Raw genomic sequence first — 18,735 nt, forward strand, 5'->3', positions numbered from 1 at the left:
TATGCTTGACGGCTTATTGAAGAACCAATCCGGGGCCCGGTTACAGGGTCCTGCACGACTTCCAGAAACGCAAAGGAACCTTTCTCGATGGGTGAGTTAGCCAAAGAGATCCTGCCGGTCAACATTGAAGACGAGTTGAAACAGTCGTACCTCGATTACGCCATGAGCGTGATCGTTGGCCGCGCCCTGCCGGACGTGCGGGACGGCCTCAAGCCGGTGCACCGTCGGGTGCTGTTCGCCATGTCCGAGCTGGGCAACGACTGGAACAAGGCCTACAAGAAATCGGCCCGTGTGGTCGGTGATGTGATCGGTAAATACCACCCTCACGGCGACTCTGCGGTCTACGACACCATCGTGCGCATGGCTCAGCCGTTCTCGCTGCGCTACCCGCTGGTGGATGGCCAGGGCAACTTCGGTTCCATCGACGGCGACAGCGCCGCGGCCATGCGTTACACCGAAATCCGTATGGAGAAGATTGCCCACTCGCTGCTGGCGGATCTGGACAAGGAAACGGTCGATTACGTCGACAACTACGACGGCACCGAGCGGATTCCGGAGGTCATGCCGACCCGGGTGCCCAACCTGTTGGTGAACGGCTCCTCCGGTATTGCCGTAGGCATGGCCACCAACATTCCGCCCCACAACCTGACGGAAGTGGTGAACGGCTGTCTGGCCCTGATCGACGACCCGGACCTGTCCGTGGACGACCTGATGGCGTACATCCCGGGCCCGGACTTTCCCACCGAGGGCATCATCAACGGCCGGGCGGGCATTGTTGAGGCCTACCGGACCGGCCGTGGCCGTATCTATATCCGCGCCCGTCATGAAGTGGAAGTGGACAAGAAGACGGGCCGCGAGTCCGTCATCATCACCGAGCTGCCGTACCAGTTGAACAAGGCCCGTCTGATCGAGAAGATCGCCGAGCTGGTCAAGGAAAAGCGCCTTGAGGGCATCACCGAGCTGCGGGATGAATCCAACAAGGAAGGCATTCGGGTGGTCATCGAGCTGCGCCGCGGCGAAAATGCCGACGTGGTGATCAACAACCTGTTTGCCCATACCCAGCTGGAAACCGTGTTTGGCATCAACATGGTGGCCCTGGTCAACGGCGAGCCGAAGACCCTGAACCTGAAGGAAATGCTGGACGCCTTCCTGCGCCATCGCCGGGAAGTCGTCACCCGCCGGACCCTTTACGAGCTGCGCAAGGCCCGCGAGCGGGGCCACATTCTGGAAGGCCTCACGGTGGCCCTGGCCAACATCGATGAGATCATCGAGCTGATCAAGCAGTCGCCGTCCGCCGCCGAAGCCAAAGAAAAGCTGATGGACCGGGGCTGGGCGCCCGGTGACGTTCTGGCGATGCTCGAACGGGCCGGCGAAGACGCCTGCCGACCGGACGATCTGCCGGAAATCTACGGCCTGCGTAACGGTCAGTACCATCTGTCACCGGAGCAGGCCCAGGCTATCCTGGATCTTCGTCTGCACCGCCTGACCGGTCTGGAGACGGAAAAACTCCAGAACGAGTACAAGGACATTCTCACCAAAATCGCGGACCTGCTGGACATCCTCGGCGATCCGGAGCGCCTGCTTCAGGTGATCCGTGATGAGCTGCAGGAAATCGTCAACGACTACGGCGACGCCCGCCGCACCGAAATCACCAGCTCCCGCCGGGACCTGACCGTCGCCGACCTGATCGACGAAGAAGACCTGGTGGTCACCATCTCCCACGGCGGCTATGCCAAGACCCAGGCGGTGGAAGATTACCAGGCCCAGCGCCGGGGCGGGCGCGGCAAGTCCGCCACCTCAATGAAAGATGAAGATTTCATCGAGAAGCTGCTGGTGGCCAATTCCCACGACACCATTTTGTGCTTCTCCAACCGGGGCAAGGTCTACTGGCTGCGGGTGTTCGAGATTCCCCGCGGCAGTCGTGGCAGCCGCGGGCGGCCGATGGTCAACATCCTGCCGCTGGACGAAGGCGAGCGCATCACCACCTTCCTGCCGGTGCGGGACTACCCGGAAGACCAGTTCGTGCTGATGGCTACGTCCGCCGGCGTGGTCAAGAAGACCCCGCTGCCCAATTTCTCACGCCCCCGCAGCAGCGGCCTGATCGCGCTGAGTCTGGATGAGGGCGACACCCTGGTGGGCGCGGCGATCACCGACGGCAGCGCCGAGGTGATGCTGTTCTCGACCGCCGGCAAGGCCGTGCGCTTCCAGGAAGAGCAGGTGCGCCCGATGAGCCGGACCGCGCGGGGCGTGCGGGGCATCAGGATGCCGGAAGGGCACCACGTGGTGTCCCTGATCATTCCGCAGGACGGCGGGGTGATTCTCACCGCCAGCGAGCACGGCTACGGCAAGCGCACCGCCATTGACGAGTTCCCGGCCTACAGCCGCGGCAGCCAGGGCGTCATTGCCATGCAGTGCTCCGAGCGTAACGGCAACCTGGTCACCGCCCTGCAGCTGTTTGACGGCGACGAGATGATGCTGATTTCCGACAAGGGCACGCTGGTGCGTACTCGCACGGACGAAGTCTCCGTGCTGAGCCGGAACACCCAGGGTGTACGGCTGATTCGCCTGAGCCAGGAAGACGAACGTCTGGTGGGCGTGGAGCGGATTGCCGAATCCGACGATGACGAGATCGAAGGCGACGAGGACAACGAAGCATGAGCAGGGCGTTCAACTTTTGCGCCGGGCCGGCAACTCTGCCGGAACCGGTGCTCCGGCAGGCCCGGGATGAAATGCTGGACTGGCGCGGAACGGGCATGTCCGTGATGGAGATGAGCCATCGCAGCGATGAGTTCGTGGCCATCGCCGAGGAAGCCGAGCAGGACCTGCGGGACCTGGCCGGCATTTCCGATGACTACGCCGTGCTGTTCATGCAGGGTGGCGCCTCCAGCCAGTTCTCCACGGTGCCGCTGAACCTGTTGGGTGACAAGACCTCCGCCGACTACATCAACACCGGCATCTGGTCCAAGAAGGCCATTGCCGAGGCGCGTCGCTACGCGGACGTGAACGTGGCGGCCAGCTCTGAGAACACCGGCTTCACCACGGTACCGGACCCCGCGCGGTGGGCCACTCGCCCGGATGCCGCCTACCTGCACTACACCCCGAACGAGACCATCGGCGGCCTGGAATTTGGCTTTGTGCCCGAGACCGCCGGCGTGCCGCTGGTGGCGGACATGTCGTCCACCTTGCTGTCCCGGCCCCTGGACGTGTCGAAGTTCGGCCTGATCTACGCCGGCGCCCAGAAAAACATCGGCCCTTCCGGGCTGGTGGTGGTCATCATCCGCAAGGACCTGCTGGGCAAGGCCCGCAAGGAAACCCCGACGATGATGAACTATCAGGTCATCGCCGATAACGATTCCATGTACAACACCCCCGCCACTTACTCCTGGTATCTGGCGGGCCTGGTGTTCAAATGGCTGAAGGCCCAGGGCGGGGTACAGGCGATGGGTGACATCAACGCCCGGAAGGCCCGCAAGTTGTACGAGTTCATCGACAACAGCGAGTTCTACGCCAACCCGATCGATCCCAGCGCCCGCTCCTGGATGAACGTGCCGTTCACCCTGGCCGACGACGCCCTGAACGGCGCCTTCCTGAAAGGCGCGGATGCCCGGGGCCTGCTGAACCTCAAGGGCCACCGTTCCGTTGGTGGCATGCGGGCCAGCCTGTACAACGCCATGCCCGAAGCCGGCGTGGACGCGCTGATCAATTACATGGCGGAATTTGCGAAGGAGCAGGGCTGACGATGACCGACGAGAAGACCCGTCTGGGCGAACTCCGGGACGAAATCGACCGGCTTGACCAGCAGATCATGGATCTGATCAGCGCCCGGGCCCGGTGCGCGCAGGAAGTGGCCCACGTCAAGATGGCCGCCAACCCGGGGCAGGACGTGGTCTTCTACCGGCCGGAGCGAGAGGCCCAGGTGCTGCGCCGCATCAAGGCGGAGAACCCGGGCCCGCTGCCCGCAGAGGAAATGGCCCGGCTGTTCCGGGAAATCATGTCCGCCTGCCTGGCCCTGGAAAAGCCCATGCACATCGCCTTCCTTGGGCCGGTGGGCACCTTTACCCAGGCAGCGGCGCTCAAGCATTTCGGGCATTCCGTTGTCAGTGTGCCGCTGCCGGCCATTGACGCGGTGTTCCGGGAAGTGGAATCCGGTGCGGCCCATTACGGCGTGGTGCCGGTGGAAAATTCCACCGAAGGTATGATCAACCATACCCTCGACATGTTCATGTCCTCTCCGCTGAAAATCTGCGGGGAAGTGCAACTGCGCATTCATCACCATCTGCTGGTATCGCCCAAGTTCCGGGATCAGCCGATCACCCGGATCTATTCCCATCAGCAGTCCTTCGCCCAGTGCCGCCAGTGGCTGGACACGCACCGCTATGGGATTGAGCGGGTGACCGTCTCCAGCAACGCGGAAGCGGCCCGACGCGCGGCGGAAGAGCCGGGCACGGCGGCCATCGCCGGCGACATGGCGGCGGAGCTGTATGGCCTGGAGCGCACCGCCAACAGCATCGAGGACCGGCCGGACAACACCACCCGGTTCCTGATCATTGGTCGGGAAGCGGTGCCGGCAAGCGGCCACGATAAGTCCTCCATCCTGGTGTCCATGCGCAACAAGCCCGGCGCCCTGTACCAGCTGCTGGAACCGTTCCACCGTCATGGCCTCAGCCTGACCCGGATCGAAACCCGGCCGTCGCCGAGCGGGACCTGGGCCTACGTGTTCTACATCGATTTTGAAGGGCACACGGACGACGAACTGGTGCGCAAGGTGCTGGCCGAGGTGGATGACGAGGCGGTGGAGCTTAAGCGTTTAGGGTCTTACCCCATCGGGGTTTTGTAACAGCGGCTCTGTAACGACGGTTTTGACACAAATACAGTAAGGAGGCGGAATTGGCCGTGGATTATCAGAGCCTCGCCGTCAGCGGCGTACAGGCACTTCAGCCTTACCAGCCCGGCAAGCCGATTGAGGAGCTGGCCCGGGAACTCGGGCTGGACCCGGACCGCATCATCAAGCTGGCCAGCAACGAAAACCCCCTTGGGCCCAGCGAGCAAGCGCTGGCCGCGGCCCGTCGGGCGCTGGATGAGCTTTGCCTGTACCCGGACGGCAACGGTTTTGCCCTCAAACAGAAACTGGCAGAGCGCTACGGCCTGTCCATGAGCCAACTGACCCTGGGTAATGGCTCCAACGATGTGCTGGAAGTGATTGCCCGCTGCTTTGCCGGCCCGGACAGCGAGGTGATTTACTCGCAGTACGCGTTTGCCGTCTATCCGCTGGTCACCCAGGCCATCGGAGCCACCGGCGTCTCGGTTCCGGCCCGTGACTGGGGCCATGACTTGGACGCCATGGCGGCGGCGGTTACCGAGCGCACCCGGCTGATCTTTGTGGCCAATCCCAATAACCCCACCGGTACGGTGCATTCCGATGCGGCGCTCAGGGCATTCCTGGACGCGGTGCCGGAGCGGGTATTGGTGGTGTTGGACGAGGCCTACTGCGAATACCTCAACGGCGATGGCTATCCGGACGGTCTGCGGTTGCTGGACCGCTACCCGAACCTGATTGTCTGCCGGACCTTCTCCAAGGCCTGGGGCCTGGCCGCGTTGCGGGTGGGTTACAGCGTCAGCTCCCCGGCGATCGCCGATGTTCTCAACCGCGTTCGCCAGCCGTTCAACGTGGACAGCATTGCCCTGGCCGCCGCTACCGCCGTTCTGGACGACGAGGCCTATCTTGAGCGCTCCCGCGCGGTAAACACCGCCGGCCTGGCGCAACTGGCCGAAGGCTTTGACGGCCTCGGGCTGCCCTACATTCCGTCGTTCGGTAACTTTATCGCCGTGGATGTGGGCGACCAGGCCGGCGACGTCTACCAAGCCCTGCTGGTCCGGGGTGTCATCGTCCGCCCCGTGGCAGGATATGGCATGCCAAGACACCTGCGGGTTTCCGTGGGTCTGGAACATGAAAACCGGCGCTTCCTTGATGCCCTGGCCGAGGTGCTGGGTGGGTGAGTCGCCGCTGTTTCAGCGTGTCGCCATTATCGGCCTCGGGCTGATTGGCGGTTCCCTTGGCGCGGCCATCCGGCGGTCCGGTCTGGCCGGCCGGGTGGTGGGCTTTGATCAGCGCGCGGACGACCTGGCCCTGGCCGTTGAACTGGGCGTGGCGGATGAGGTGGTGCCCTCGGTGGCCGCGGCCGCGCAGGGCGCGGACCTGGTGATCCTGGCGGTGCCGGTGCGGGCCAACCGGGCCGTGCTGGAAGCGCTGCGGCCGCACCTTCCGGCGGACGTGCTGCTGACCGACGTGGGCAGCACCAAATCCAGCTTTGTGGCCGATGTTCAGGCGGTGTTCGGTGACTGGCCGGCGAACGTGCTGCCGGGACATCCAATCGCCGGCTCCGAGCGCAGCGGCATCCGGGCCGCCAACCCGGACCTGTTCGCCCGGCACAAGACCATTCTGACCCCGGGGCCGGCCAATCGCTCCGAGGATGTCGAGCGACTGAGCGCGCTCTGGCGCGGTTGCGGTGCCCAGGTGCTGACCATGACGGTGGCCCACCACGACGACGTGCTCGCGGCCACCAGCCATCTGCCGCATCTGATCGCGTTCTCCCTGGTGGACACGCTCGCGGGGGAAGATGAGAATATGGACATCTTCCGCTACGCGGCCGGTGGTTTCCGGGACTTCACCCGGATTGCCGCCAGCGATCCGGTAATGTGGCACGACATCTTTCTGTCAAACCGGGACGCGGTCCTGCGGGGAATCGATCACTTCACCCGGGACCTCGACCAGCTGCGCACGGCCATCGCTAACGGTGACGGCGCCACTCTGCTTCGGGTGTTCAGCCGCGCCAAGGCGGCTCGGGACCACTTTTCAAAAATGCTCTCAGGACAGGCATACGTGACCAACAACAGCGATAAACAGGTAACTTTCCAGCTCCAGCCCGGCGGCTCGGTGCACGGCGATATCCGGGTGCCCGGCGACAAATCCATTTCCCATCGCTCGATCATGCTCGGCGCCCTGGCCGATGGCATCACCGAGGTGAAAGGGTTCCTGGAAGGTGAGGACAGCCTCGCCACGCTCCAGGCGTTCCGGGACATGGGCGTGACCATTGAAGGCCCGGACAACGGCTTCGTGCGCATCCACGGTGTCGGCATGCATGGACTGCAGGCTCCCCGGGGCCCACTCTATGTCGGCAACTCGGGTACTGCCATGCGCCTGTTTGCCGGCCTGCTGGCCGCCCAGGGTTTCGACGCCGAACTGACCGGTGACGCCAGCCTGACCAAACGTCCGATGGCCCGCGTGGCTGACCCGCTGCGGGCGATGGGCGCGGTGATCGACACCGCCGAGGGCGGTCGCCCACCGCTGCGCATCCGGGGCGGACAGCCCTTGACCGGAATCCACTATGAGATGCCGATGGCCAGCGCCCAGGTGAAATCCTGCCTGCTGCTGGCGGGCCTGTACGCCGACGGCGTGACTTCGGTGACTGAACCGGCACCGACCCGGGACCACACCGAGCGCATGCTGGCGGGTTTTGGCTACCACGTACACCGGGACGGGGCGACCGCCAGCGTTTCCGGCGGCGGCAGCCTGACGGCAACCGCCATTGACGTGCCGGCGGACATTTCATCCGCGGCGTTCTTCCTGGTGGCGGCGAGCATCGCCCCGGATTCCGACCTGATCCTGCGCCACGTGGGCATGAATCCGACCCGAATCGGCGTGATCAATATCCTGCGCCAGATGGGCGCCAGCATTGAGGTACTGGACGAGCGGGAAATCGGCGGTGAGCCGGTCGCGGACCTGCGGGTTCGCTCCGCCGAGCTCCACGGCATCGACATCCCCGAGGACCAGGTGCCCCTGGCCATCGATGAATTCCCGGTACTGTTTATTGCCGCCACCTGTGCAACAGGCCGCACCGTCCTGCGGGGCGCCGAGGAGCTGCGCGTAAAAGAGAGCGATCGCATCCAGGTGATGGCGGATGGCCTGGCCGCCCTGGGCGTCCAGACCACCGTGACGCCGGACGGCATCATTATTGACGGCGGCCAGACCCTGGGGGGCGGCACCATCGACAGTCACGGCGATCACCGCATCGCCATGTCCTTTGCGGTGGCCTCGCTCCGGGCAACCGACGCCATCACCGTGCGGGACTGCGCCAACGTGGCCACGTCCTTTCCGGGCTTTGTGGAACTGGCCGCCGGCGTTGGCATTCACATCAGCGCAAAGGGTGAGGCATGACCGATTCTGTGGCACCGGTGATTACCGTGGACGGCCCCGGCGGATCAGGAAAGGGCACGGTCACCCAGATGCTCGCTCGTCGCCTGGGCTGGCACCTGCTGGACAGCGGCGCCCTCTATCGGCTGACCGCCCTGGCCGCCGAGCGCCAGGGTGTGGCGCTGGATGACGAAGCGGCCCTGGTGTCGGTGGCCGCCAGCCTGGACGTCACCTTCGAGCCAACGCCCCCGGGAGAACCGGCCCGGGTGTTGCTGTCCGGGCAGGACGTGACTGGGGAGATCCGTACCGAGCGTTGCGGCGATAACGCCTCCCGGGTTGCGGTGATCCAGCCGGTGCGGGACGCGCTGCTGCAGCGGCAGCGGGATTTCCGGCAAGCCCCCGGGCTGGTCGCGGACGGCCGGGATATGGGCACGGTGGTGTTCCCGGACGCGCCGGTCAAAATCTTCCTGACGGCAAGCGCCGAGGAACGGGCCCGGCGACGTTTTAACCAGTTGAAGGACGCTGGGGTGGATGTTAACATTGACGCCCTTTTGGAAGAGATACGGGTTCGCGATGAGCGGGATATGAACCGTTCCGCAGCCCCTCTCAAACCTGCAGACGATGCGCAAGTCATTGATTCGACGGGTTTGAGTATCGAAGAGGTGTTGGACAGGTGCATGGCCGCTGCAGGTCAGGCCTGACCGCACCTTTTTGCCGTTGAAATGCCGGTAGTGGCGCATCTTGCCAGCCCTTGGCCGCTCCCGGAAACCATTAACAGACCGTGTTGCTGGCGGCACGGAGCGTACTTGCGTTGATCACATAGGACATATAATGAGCGAGAGCTTTGCGGATCTTTTCGAAGAGAGTTTAAAAGAAATCGATATGCAGCCGGGTTCCATTGTTCAGGGAACCGTTGTAGACATCGATAACGACTGGGTCACCGTTAACGCCGGGCTGAAGTCCGAAGGCGTTATCCCCGCCTCCCAGTTTCTGAACGAAAAAGGCGAGATGGAAGTAGCTATCGGCGACGTTGTCGATGTAGCTCTCGATGCAGTTGAGGACGGTTTCGGTGAAACCCGTCTGTCGCGCGAAAAGGCCAAGCGCGCTGAAGCCTGGAAGGTGCTCGAGAAGTCCTTCGAAGCGGAAGAAGTGGTCAAAGGTATTATCAACGGCAAGGTCAAGGGTGGTTTCACCGTTGATCTGGCTGGCATCCGTGCCTTCCTGCCGGGTTCCCTGGTAGACGTTCGTCCGGTTCGCGACACTGCGCACCTGGAGAACAAGGAACTGGAATTCAAGGTCATCAAGCTGGACCAGAAGCGTAACAACGTGGTGGTTTCCCGCCGCGCCGTTCTGGAAGCTGAGAACAGCGAGCAGCGCGAAGCCCTGCTCGAGACCCTGACCGAAGGTCTGGAAATCAAGGGTATCGTCAAGAACCTGACCGACTACGGCGCGTTCGTAGACCTGGGCGGTGTAGACGGCCTGCTGCACATCACTGATATGGCCTGGAAGCGCATCAAGCATCCGAGCGAAATCGTGAATGTGGGCGACGAGATCAATGTGAAGGTCCTGAAGTTCGACCGCGAGCGCAACCGTGTGTCCCTGGGCCTGAAGCAGCTGGGCGAAGATCCCTGGGTCGATATCAAGGGTCGTTACCCGGAAGGTTCCAAGGTCATGGCTCGCGTCACTAACCTGACCGACTACGGCTGCTTTGCCGAGCTGGAAGAGGGTGTTGAGGGTCTGGTTCACGTGTCCGAAATGGACTGGACCAACAAGAACATCCATCCGTCCAAGGTGGTTCAGGTCGGCGATGAGGTTCAGGTGATGATCCTGGACATCGACGAAGAGCGTCGCCGTATCTCTCTGGGCATCAAGCAGTGCGTGTCCAACCCCTGGGAAGATTTCTCCAGCAACTTCAACAAGGGCGATCGCATCTCCGGCAAGATCAAGTCCATCACTGACTTCGGCATCTTCATCGGCCTGGACGGTGGTATTGACGGCCTGGTGCACCTGTCCGACATCAGCTGGAACGAGACTGGCGAAGAAGCCGTTCGCGAGTACAAGAAGGGCGACGAAGTTGAAACCGTCATCCTGTCTGTTGATCCCGAGCGTGAGCGTATCTCCCTGGGTATCAAGCAGCTCGAGAGCGATCCATTTGCCGAGTTTGTTCAGCTGAACGACAAAGGCTCCATCGTGAAGGGTACCGTGTCTGCGGTTGACGCCAAAGGCGCCACCATCGCCCTGAACGACGAAGTTGAAGCGGTACTGAAGGCCTCTGAAATCAGCCGTGACCGCGTGGAAGACGCGCGTAACGTTCTGAAGGAAGGCGAAGAAGTCGAAGCGAAGATCATCAGCATCGACCGCAAGAACCGCGTCATCAACCTGTCGGTCAAGTCCAAGGACGTTGAGGACGACAAGCAGGCTCTGGAAAACGTACGCAGCAAGACCGCTGAAACCTCCGGTGCGACCACCATTGGTGATCTCATCAAGGAGCAGATGCAGCAGCAGAACGCCAGCAAGGACTGATTTCCGGGTTGGCTTCAAAAAAACGGGCTCTAAGAGCCCGTTTTTTTTGTGTTTTTTTCTGGTTTGGCTAAACTAGGACTCAGGAACGCGGTGTATCGCTGTCGGATAATAATGAAAGAGGGAAGCACCTCATGACGAAGTCCGAGTTGGTCGAACTGATTGCTTCAAAGCAGACGCAGTTGTCCGTCAAAGATGTGGAGCTGGCTGTAAAAACCATCATTGAGCACATGTCGCAGTCGCTAGCGGACGGTCAGCGGATCGAGATTCGAGGGTTCGGCAGCTTTTCTTTGCATCATCGTGCGGCCCGGGTCGGGCGCAATCCAAAGACGGGTGAGGCGGTCAGCCTGCCGGCCAAGTTTGTTCCACATTTCAAGCCCGGCAAGGAACTCCGAGAGCAGGTCAACGACAGCCTGAAAAAGGGCTTCTGATCCGTCTGAACACCCACCCTATGCAGGCTGGCCCCAGGGCCTGAGGAGATCGGATTCTATGGCAGGATTTCAGAAAGTCCTGATCCTTGTGTTGGTGTTGATCCTGATCCTGTTGGCGCTTGTGTTTTCGCTGAACAATCAGATGGCGGTCTCACTCAACCTCCTGCTGTTTGAAACCCAGCCTCACGGCGTGGCGGTCTGGATTATTCTCGCCTTTATTCTGGGCGCCTTGCTAGGTATCGTGGTAACCCTGCTGGCCACGGTACGGTCCTCGGTGTCCCGTCGCCAGCTGCAGAAGCGGCTGGATCGTGCCGAACAGGCATTGGAGAAAGCCAGGGTTCAGACCGACCGGACGCTTTAATGGATATTGTGTTTCAATGGCTGCTGCTGACAGTGGCCGTGGCCGCCGGGTGGCTGGCGGGCCGGTCGGGTAGCGGCAGTCGCCGTTCCCAGACGGCCATTTCCGACGAAGAGTCGGTCCGGGATCGCCTGCAATTCCTGTTCACCAACTATTCCGATCAGGCGGTCGAGAACTTCGTCCAGTCCCTGGCCGTGAACCGGGATACGGTTGGCCTTCATCTCTCCATTGGCAGTCACTTCCGCAACAAGGGCGAAACCGACCGCGCCATCCTGATTCACCAGAACCTGTTGGGCCGCCCCGAGTTGCCGGCCCGTTATTCGCCCCAGGTAACGCTGGAACTGGCTCTGGATTATATGAACGCCGGCCTGCTCGATCGGGCGGAAGCGTTGTTGCATCAAATTCTGGGTGATCGGGAGTATGGTCGCGAGGGTGCCCGACACCTTATCGAGCTTTACCAGCAGGAGCGCGAATGGGCCAAGGCCGCCGACGTGGCTCGCACCCTCGCCCGGGGTGATGCGGATGGGGCACTGTTCAAGACGCTGGCGTATCTGACCTGCGAACAGGCCGACGAAGCGCTTCGCCACGACGATCGCTGGGCCGCCCAGAAGCTGGTCAAGGAAGCGCTCGAATACGACCGCGCCTGCGTTCGCGCCACGCTGATCATGATGACCCTGCTGATCCGCCAGGGCAGCTTCCGGGAGGCGGGCCGGGAAAGCCTGAAAGTATTCGACCAGAACCCGGAATTCGGTCCGGAGGCCATTGACCGGCTGATGAAGCTGGAGCACGAACACGGCGACGTCAGCCGCCTCGGCCGGAAGCTGCGCAAACTGTATGAACGGCATCCCAGCACCAGCCTGCTCCTGGCGCTGGTGGAATCGGTTGAGCGAGCCTCTGGCCGCCCGGCTGCCATCGATCTGCTGCGCCAGGAACTGGAATTGCGCCCGTCCGTCCGTGGGCTGTTGCGCCTGGTAGAACTGGCGGGCTATGAAAAGGGCATGACCACCGACGAAGGCCGTCTGGTCAGCCGTATTGGCCATTTGCTGCTGGCTAATCGACCGGTGTACCGCTGCGTGGAATGTGGCTTTTCCGGCCAGCGCCTTCACTGGCTGTGCCCGAGCTGCAAGCAGTGGGAAACCGTGCGCCCGATTCAGGGCGTGGAAGCTGAATAACTTCATTTGATCATCGCAGGACCCGTTACCGTGTCATCCGTCCCTGACCCCAAACTCATTGTCGCCCTCGATTTCCCGTCCCAGGACCCCGCGCTGGCCCTGGTCGACCGGTTGGACCCGTCCAAATGCCGCTTGAAAGTGGGCAAGGAGCTGTTCACCCGGTCCGGTCCGCAACTGGTGTCGGCGCTGCAACAGCGGGGTTTCGAGGTCTTTCTTGATCTGAAATTTCATGACATTCCCAACACCACCTCGGCGGCGGTCGCGGCCGCGGCGGACCTGGGCGTCTGGATGGTGAACGTGCACGCCTCCGGCGGGGAAAAAATGATGACCGCCTGCCGGGAGCGGCTGGAATCGTTCGGCGCCGACCGCCCGCTGCTGATCGCGGTGACGGTGCTCACCAGCATGAACGCCGCCGACCTCGCCGGCATCGGCATCACCGATTCTCCCGAGGCTCACGTCGCCCGCCTGGCGACCCTGACCCGCAACTGCGGCCTGGACGGCGTGGTCTGCTCCGCCCAGGAAGCCCCCGCGCTGAAATTGGCTCAGGGCGCCGATTTCAAACTGGTCACGCCCGGTATCCGGCCGCTGACCGCCGACCGGGGCGACCAACAGCGCGTCATGACCCCGACTGCGGCCCTTGAGGCCGGTGCCGACTACCTGGTGATCGGCCGGCCGATCACCCAGGCGCCGGACCCGCTGGCGGCCCTCGAGGCCATTCATCGAGAGATTTCTTCTAAAGTCTAGCGCTTGGTGTTGCCTGGGGATTGGGCCCCAGCCTGAAGGTTTTGGGGACAGGGGATCGGGCGGGGCGTTCCAAAACACGCCACGAGCACGTCCATGTGGGCTTGGGTCGGGCCATCCCTGGCCCTCCACAGTTTTGGAACGCCCCGCCCGATCCCCTGTTCAAACTGAGGTTTCGTCCGCTTAAAAGATGAACTTGGTGATCTTCGCGCCGCTTTTATTCTGTCGGCTTCGGCTAAGGGCCTGACCACCTGTTCCCCGTCTTTTTCTTGGCCTTCTTCGCTTTTGTTTTCCTCAGCAACCAGGCTAGCGACCCAACCAACAGGCGCGAACCAAGCCGCAGAAGTTGAACCCGGCAACAGGCAAACCACAAAACCCGAAAACGAAAAAGCCCGCTAATCCAGAGAATTAGCGGGCTTTTAGAAGAGTGGCTCCCCGAGCTGGGCTCGAACCAGCGACAAACGGATTAACAGTCCGTTGCTCTACCAACTGAGCTATCGGGGAACATCGTCAGTCGACGAGGCGCGTATATTAAGTGCGTCCCACGGCCTCGTCAACCCTTCGCGACAACTTTCTCAGCGCCGGCTCAGGACAGCGCCTTGCGCAGGCGCTCCACCGCATTGCGGAGGTTATCCATGCTCGTGGCGAAGCTCAGGCGCATGTGCCCGGGGGCACCGAATGCCGAACCCGGCACCAGCGCGACACCGGCTTCGCTCAGCAGCTGCTCGGCGAACTCCACGTCGTTACTGACACCGGCGTACGCCTCGATGGCGCCCTGGAAGCTCGGGAACACATAGAAGGTACCGTCGCCTTTGAGACACTCGACGCCCGGCAGCTCATTCAGGGCCGCCACCAGCCAGTCGTGGCGCTCCTTGAACGCCTTGACCATCTCGCCCACACAGGCCTGATCGCCGTCCAGGGCGGCCGTGGCGGCCGCTTGGGAAATGGAGCAGGGGTTGGACGTGCTCTGGGACTGGATCTTCTTCATCGCGCCGATGATCTTCGCCGGGCCCGCCGCGTAACCGATGCGCCAGCCGGTCATGGAGTAGGCCTTGGAGACGCCGTTGAGCACGAACGTGCGATCGTACAGCTCCGGGCAGGCGTTCAGGATGTTGCAGAACGGCTGGCCGGTCCACAGGATCGGCTCGTACATGTCGTCGGTGGCAATCATCACCTGCGGGTGCTTCTTCAGCACCTCGGCCAGGGCCTTCAGCTCATCCAGGGTGTAGGCCATGCCGCTTGGGTTGGACGGGCTGTTGATCACGAACAGCCGGGTGCGCTCGGTGATGGCGGCTTCCAGTTGCTCGGCGGTAATCTTGAACCGGGTCTCGGCGGAGGATTCCACAATCACCGGCTTGCCTTCCGCCACCAGCACCATGTCCGGATAGGACACCCAGTAGGGTGCGGGGATGATGGCTTCGTCACCCGGGTTCAGGGTCGCCAGGGCAAGGTTGAAAAAGCTCTGTTTGCCACCACTGGAGACCAGTATCTGGTTTGCTTCGTATTCCAGGCCGTTGTCACGCTTGAACTTCGCAATAATCGCTTTCTTCAGAGCGGGCGTACCATCCACGGCGGTGTACTTGGTCTGGCCGTTGTTGATGGCCTCAATGGCTGCCTGCTTGATGTGCTGGGGGGTGTCGAAGTCCGGCTCGCCAGCACCCAGGCCAATAATGTCCTGGCCGGCAGCGCGCAATTCGGCCGCCTTGTTGGTTACCGCGAGCGTGGGGGAGGGCTTGATTGACTGTACTCGGCTGGAAAGTTGAAGGTCCAAACTTTGAGCTCCTTAAAGCTGCGTCTTGTTGGGGGCGATCGGGCCGGGGTCAGTCTCCGGTGCTGGCTGAACCTCGCTCAGCCGCCGATCATGAAGATGTTATCATGAAGCCCGCGCAACGCTAAATGTCCCAAAGGTATGAGCCGCAACAGGTTCGTGCCTGCCAAGCCCCGGAGGGTGTCTGTCCGCTATGGCCCATCAAGAATCCAGTGTTTCCCGCACCGGTGCGTTTCGCGTCGAGTCCTCTTACCAGCCGGCCGGCGACCAGCCCAAGGCCATTGAAGGGCTGGTGGACGGCATTCACTCCGGCCTGGCGCACCAGACGCTGCTGGGGGTGACCGGCTCGGGCAAGACGTTCACCATTGCCAACGTGATCGAGCAGGTCCAGCGGCCCACCATCATCATGGCCCACAACAAAACCCTCGCGGCCCAGCTCTACGGCGAGTTCCGGGAGTTTTTCCCGGACAACGCGGTGGAGTATTTCGTCTCCTACTACGATTATTACCAGCCCGAGGCCTACGTGCCGTCCTCGGACACCTTCATCGAGAAGGACGCGTCCATCAACGAGCACATCGAGCAGATGCGCTTGTCCGCCACCAAAGCGCTGCTGGAACGGCCGGACGCGATCATCGTGGCGACCGTGTCTGCCATCTACGGCTTGGGGGATCCCCAGTCCTACCTCAAGATGATGCTTCACCTGGATCGGGGCGACCCAGTGGACCAGCGCTCGATTCTTCGCCGCCTGGCCGAGCTGCAGTACACCCGCAACGACATCGAGTTTCACCGGGCCAACTACCGGGTGCGGGGGGATGTGATTGACGTGTTTCCAGCGGAATCCGAGAAAGAGGCCATTCGCATTGAGCTGTTTGATGACGAGGTGGAAAACCTCAGTTACTTCGATCCGCTGACCGGGGAGGTGCTGCGTCGGGTACCCCGGGTGACCATCTACCCCAAATCCCACTATGTGACGCCCCGGCAGACGGTGCTGGATGCGGTGGAGCACATCAAGGTCGAGCTGGACGAACGCCTTAAGGTGCTGCGGGACAACAACCGCCTGGTGGAAGCCCAGCGCCTGGAGGAACGTACCCGCTACGACATCGAGATGATGCTGGAGCTGGGCTACTGCAACGGCATTGAGAACTACTCCCGCTACCTGTCCGGGCGAAACCCGGGAGAGCCGCCTCCCACCCTGTTTGATTACCTGCCGCCGAACGCGCTGCTGGTGGTGGACGAATCCCACGTGACCATTCCCCAGATTGGCGCGATGTACAAGGGCGACCGGTCCCGCAAGGAGACCCTGGTGGAATACGGTTTTCGCTTGCCATCGGCCCTGGATAACCGGCCCATGCGATTCGAGGAATGGGAACGGGTGGCGCCCCAGATGATTTTTGTGTCCGCCACGCCGGCGGCTTATGAGGCCGATCATGCCGGCCAGGTGGTGGAGCAGGTGGTGCGACCCACCGGGCTTCTGGATCCGGAGATTGAGGTCCGGCCGGCGTCCACCCAGGTGGACGATCTGCTGTCGGAAATCCACGCCCGGGTAGCGGTGGAAGAACGGGTACTGGTGACCACCCTGACCAAGCGGATGGCGGAGGATCTCACGGACTTCCTGATGGAACACGACATCCGTGTGCGGTACCTGCACTCGGACATCGACACGGTCGAGCGGGTGGAAATCATCCGGGACCTGCGCCGGGGCGAGTTTGACGTGCTGGTGGGCATCAACCTGCTGCGGGAAGGCCTGGACATGCCGGAAGTCTCACTGGTCGCCATTCTGGACGCGGATAAAGAAGGCTTCCTGCGCAGCGAGCGGTCGTTGATCCAGACCATCGGCCGGGCCGCTCGGAACGTCAACGGGAAGGCCATTCTCTATGGCGACAACATCACCGGCTCCATGCGCCGGGCGATTGACGAAACCGAGCGCCGCCGGGCCCGCCAGACGGCGTTCAACGAGGAGCACGGCATCACGCCCACCGGCCTGAACAAGAAAGTGGCGGACATCATGGAAGGCGCCTCCGGCGGTGGCGGGCGTGGCCGCCGCAAGGCCGAGCGACCCGGCGCGAAAGCGGCAGAAGAGGCCGAGCAGTATCGGGCGAAGGTGGGCGACCGGTCGCCGAAGGACATCCTCAAGGAAGTGGCGCGGCTGGAGGACGAGATGTACAAGGCGGCCTCCGAGCTGGATTTCGAGGCCGCCGCCCGCCTGCGGGATGAGATTTCCGAACTGAAGGAAGCGGCCCTGCGGACCGGCTGATCAGGCGGGCCGACGGGGCCCGACAATGACCGCCGCCTGCAGCGGCTGGTTTCGGCCGTAACGGGACATCCGGCTGAACACCCGCTTGTCCACCGGGAAGTACTGTTTGTCGGCGACGGTTTCCCCCATCTCCACGTCGATTTCGGGATCGTGCAGGTAGATGAACTGGTCGTCGATGGCGCAAACGGTCACCCAGTGGGGCACCCGGCTGCGGTTGAGCTGCCAGGTGCTGATCAGGATGATCGGGATGCGGCCGTCGAGCAGCGCCGCCTCGATGCCCTCCAGAGTCAGTGGGTCGTGGTGAAGCGCGATGCCCGTGCCCCCGATGTCATGCAGAAAGCCTTCGTGCACCAGTTCCAGCACCCGTTTTTTGTCGTCGTTGCGCACCGTGTCCTTGAACAGGGCGCCCTCCTGGCTGATCCAGGCGCTGGCCTCAAAGCCGCGCTTCCAGGCGGATAGCGCCAGGCCGTGAGGCCCGCAGCCGCCGTGGCCGGCAAGCATGAAAATGGTGGTGGCCTCCCGCCAGATCCGCAGTTCCTCCAGCGTGTTCACCGGCTGGTCCTCGTCCAGGGCCGCCATGGCCATGATCAGGGCGGCCGGGCCACAGGTGAACTCAGTGGTCTGGGGGTAAAAAGGTACGGGGGTGAACGCGCGGGAGGGCTCGTAAAAGAGTATGCGCCGTTCGAAGCGAAGAGCGTCGCCGTGGTCCTCGTAATAATCCCGGTAGGTGCCGAATTGCCGATAGCCCAGGCGCCGGTAAAGCGCGATGGCCCCGGCGTTGTCCTCCCGGACCTCCAGGCGCATGACGATGCGGTCCGCCTCCACCGCGTCCCGTTCGGCGGCCCGGATCAACTGCTCGCCAAGGCCTCGGCCGCGGGCGGCAGGGGAAACCGCGATGGAATAGATGCGCGCCAGCCGGGTGGCGGCGTTCATCAAGACCAGGCAGTAGCCAGCCAGTTCGCCGTCCAGTTCCGCCACGATCAGGCGGTCCCTGGGCTGCTCGATAAAACGGCGGAAACTGCGCCGGGAAATTCGGTCTTCGTCGAAGCTCCGGTTCTCCAGACGGACCAGCGCGTCGAGGTCGTCGACGGTGGCGTGTCTCAGTACAACATCAGGCATGTTCGGGTCCCGGACGGAGGCGGCGGTGGATTGGCTGGCGGGTTCGTCTCCTGGCGCTATTATGGTGGAGGTAGAGCTGCACGCAAGTGCTTCTGTCATGGGTAAAAGCACGCATGACCGGCGCATTGTCCGGGCGTCCCGCGCCCGGTATTGTGGCGACCATAATGACAAACCCGGCCCG

General features: G+C 62.7%; 14 protein-coding genes and 1 tRNA gene. 12 read left to right on the forward strand and 3 right to left on the reverse strand.

Annotation, left to right across the window (positions count from 1 at the left end; genetic code table 11):
• Window positions 1-87 precede the first annotated feature (87 nt).
• The 11 genes from gyrA to pyrF all read left to right on the forward strand — a co-directional run bounded on the left by gyrA (window position 88) and on the right by pyrF (window position 13,416).
• On the forward strand, window positions 88-2,658 hold the full coding sequence (gyrA, locus tag V3388_RS15965) for a DNA gyrase subunit A (protein WP_336368564.1): 2,571 nt from the start codon (window positions 88-90) through the stop codon (window positions 2,656-2,658).
• Window positions 2,655-3,737: a 3-phosphoserine/phosphohydroxythreonine transaminase gene (gene serC / locus V3388_RS15970; protein ID WP_336368565.1), complete on the forward strand. Its 1,083-nt coding sequence runs from the start codon at window positions 2,655-2,657 to the stop codon at window positions 3,735-3,737. Before gyrA ends, serC begins: the two co-directional genes overlap by 4 nt.
• Before the next feature lie 2 nt (window positions 3,738-3,739).
• Entirely contained in the window at window positions 3,740-4,837 is a 1,098-nt protein-coding gene (gene pheA / locus V3388_RS15975) for a prephenate dehydratase (RefSeq protein ID WP_336368566.1), read from the forward strand.
• Window positions 4,838-4,887: 50 nt separating this feature from the next.
• Window positions 4,888-5,997, forward strand: coding sequence for a histidinol-phosphate transaminase (hisC, locus tag V3388_RS15980; RefSeq protein WP_336368567.1), 1,110 nt, complete (start codon window positions 4,888-4,890; stop codon window positions 5,995-5,997).
• The gene (locus V3388_RS15985; RefSeq protein WP_336368568.1) at window positions 5,969-8,215 is read left to right on the forward strand and encodes a bifunctional prephenate dehydrogenase/3-phosphoshikimate 1-carboxyvinyltransferase; all 2,247 of its coding nucleotides are present in this window, start codon (window positions 5,969-5,971) and stop codon (window positions 8,213-8,215) included. Before hisC ends, V3388_RS15985 begins: the two co-directional genes overlap by 29 nt.
• Window positions 8,212-8,892 (forward strand): (d)CMP kinase, encoded by a 681-nt coding sequence (gene cmk, locus V3388_RS15990; RefSeq protein ID WP_336368569.1) that lies wholly within the window; start codon window positions 8,212-8,214, stop codon window positions 8,890-8,892. The genes V3388_RS15985 and cmk overlap by 4 nt, the downstream gene beginning before the upstream one ends.
• 130 nt (window positions 8,893-9,022) lie before the next feature.
• A complete protein-coding gene (gene rpsA, locus V3388_RS15995; protein ID WP_336368570.1) occupies window positions 9,023-10,714 on the forward strand; it encodes a 30S ribosomal protein S1 in 1,692 nt (563 codons plus the stop codon).
• Window positions 10,715-10,845: 131 nt separating this feature from the next.
• Complete coding sequence (locus V3388_RS16000; RefSeq protein ID WP_336368571.1) at window positions 10,846-11,142, forward strand: integration host factor subunit beta; 297 nt, start codon at window positions 10,846-10,848, stop codon at window positions 11,140-11,142.
• 58 nt (window positions 11,143-11,200) lie between these two features.
• Complete coding sequence (locus V3388_RS16005; protein WP_336368572.1) at window positions 11,201-11,503, forward strand: LapA family protein; 303 nt, start codon at window positions 11,201-11,203, stop codon at window positions 11,501-11,503.
• Complete coding sequence (lapB, locus tag V3388_RS16010) at window positions 11,503-12,672, forward strand: lipopolysaccharide assembly protein LapB (protein ID WP_336368573.1); 1,170 nt, start codon at window positions 11,503-11,505, stop codon at window positions 12,670-12,672. Before V3388_RS16005 ends, lapB begins: the two co-directional genes overlap by 1 nt.
• A gap of 30 nt (window positions 12,673-12,702) precedes the next feature.
• Window positions 12,703-13,416, forward strand: a complete 714-nt coding sequence (gene pyrF / locus V3388_RS16015; RefSeq protein ID WP_336368574.1) for an orotidine-5'-phosphate decarboxylase — start codon at window positions 12,703-12,705, stop codon at window positions 13,414-13,416.
• A 425-nt stretch (window positions 13,417-13,841) separates the two neighbouring features.
• Here the strand turns inward: pyrF and V3388_RS16020 are convergent.
• Both V3388_RS16020 and V3388_RS16025 read right to left on the reverse strand, forming a co-directional pair.
• Window positions 13,842-13,917, reverse strand: a tRNA-Asn gene (locus V3388_RS16020).
• An 82-nt stretch (window positions 13,918-13,999) separates the two neighbouring features.
• The gene (locus tag V3388_RS16025) at window positions 14,000-15,184 is read right to left on the reverse strand and encodes a pyridoxal phosphate-dependent aminotransferase (protein ID WP_336368575.1); all 1,185 of its coding nucleotides are present in this window, start codon (window positions 15,182-15,184) and stop codon (window positions 14,000-14,002) included.
• Window positions 15,185-15,374: 190 nt separating this feature from the next.
• Between V3388_RS16025 and uvrB the strand changes: the two genes are divergently transcribed.
• Complete coding sequence (gene uvrB / locus V3388_RS16030; RefSeq protein WP_336368576.1) at window positions 15,375-17,435, forward strand: excinuclease ABC subunit UvrB; 2,061 nt, start codon at window positions 15,375-15,377, stop codon at window positions 17,433-17,435.
• Here uvrB and rimI read toward each other — a convergent pair whose 3' ends face one another.
• Window positions 17,436-18,554, reverse strand: a complete 1,119-nt coding sequence (gene rimI / locus V3388_RS16035; protein WP_336368577.1) for a ribosomal protein S18-alanine N-acetyltransferase — start codon at window positions 18,552-18,554, stop codon at window positions 17,436-17,438. It lies immediately after the preceding gene.
• Between the last annotated feature and the right edge of the window lie 181 nt (window positions 18,555-18,735).

Origin of the sequence: Marinobacter sp. C2H3 (assembly GCF_037080155.1) — a bacterium.
In the GTDB taxonomy this organism is placed as follows: domain Bacteria; phylum Pseudomonadota; class Gammaproteobacteria; order Pseudomonadales; family Oleiphilaceae; genus Marinobacter.

Coding starts and splice junctions, on each gene's coding strand:
- gyrA (WP_336368564.1), top strand. CDS start 88: ATGGGTGAGTTAGCCAAAGAGATCCTGCCGGTCAACATTGAAGACGAG.
- serC (WP_336368565.1), top strand. CDS start 2,655: ATGAGCAGGGCGTTCAACTTTTGCGCCGGGCCGGCAACTCTGCCGGAA.
- pheA (WP_336368566.1), top strand. CDS start 3,740: ATGACCGACGAGAAGACCCGTCTGGGCGAACTCCGGGACGAAATCGAC.
- V3388_RS15985 (WP_336368568.1), top strand. CDS start 5,969: ATGCCCTGGCCGAGGTGCTGGGTGGGTGAGTCGCCGCTGTTTCAGCGT.
- cmk (WP_336368569.1), top strand. CDS start 8,212: ATGACCGATTCTGTGGCACCGGTGATTACCGTGGACGGCCCCGGCGGA.
- rpsA (WP_336368570.1), top strand. CDS start 9,023: ATGAGCGAGAGCTTTGCGGATCTTTTCGAAGAGAGTTTAAAAGAAATC.
- V3388_RS16000 (WP_336368571.1), top strand. CDS start 10,846: ATGACGAAGTCCGAGTTGGTCGAACTGATTGCTTCAAAGCAGACGCAG.
- V3388_RS16005 (WP_336368572.1), top strand. CDS start 11,201: ATGGCAGGATTTCAGAAAGTCCTGATCCTTGTGTTGGTGTTGATCCTG.
- lapB (WP_336368573.1), top strand. CDS start 11,503: ATGGATATTGTGTTTCAATGGCTGCTGCTGACAGTGGCCGTGGCCGCC.
- uvrB (WP_336368576.1), top strand. CDS start 15,375: ATGGCCCATCAAGAATCCAGTGTTTCCCGCACCGGTGCGTTTCGCGTC.
- rimI (WP_336368577.1), bottom strand. CDS start 18,554: ATGCCTGATGTTGTACTGAGACACGCCACCGTCGACGACCTCGACGCG.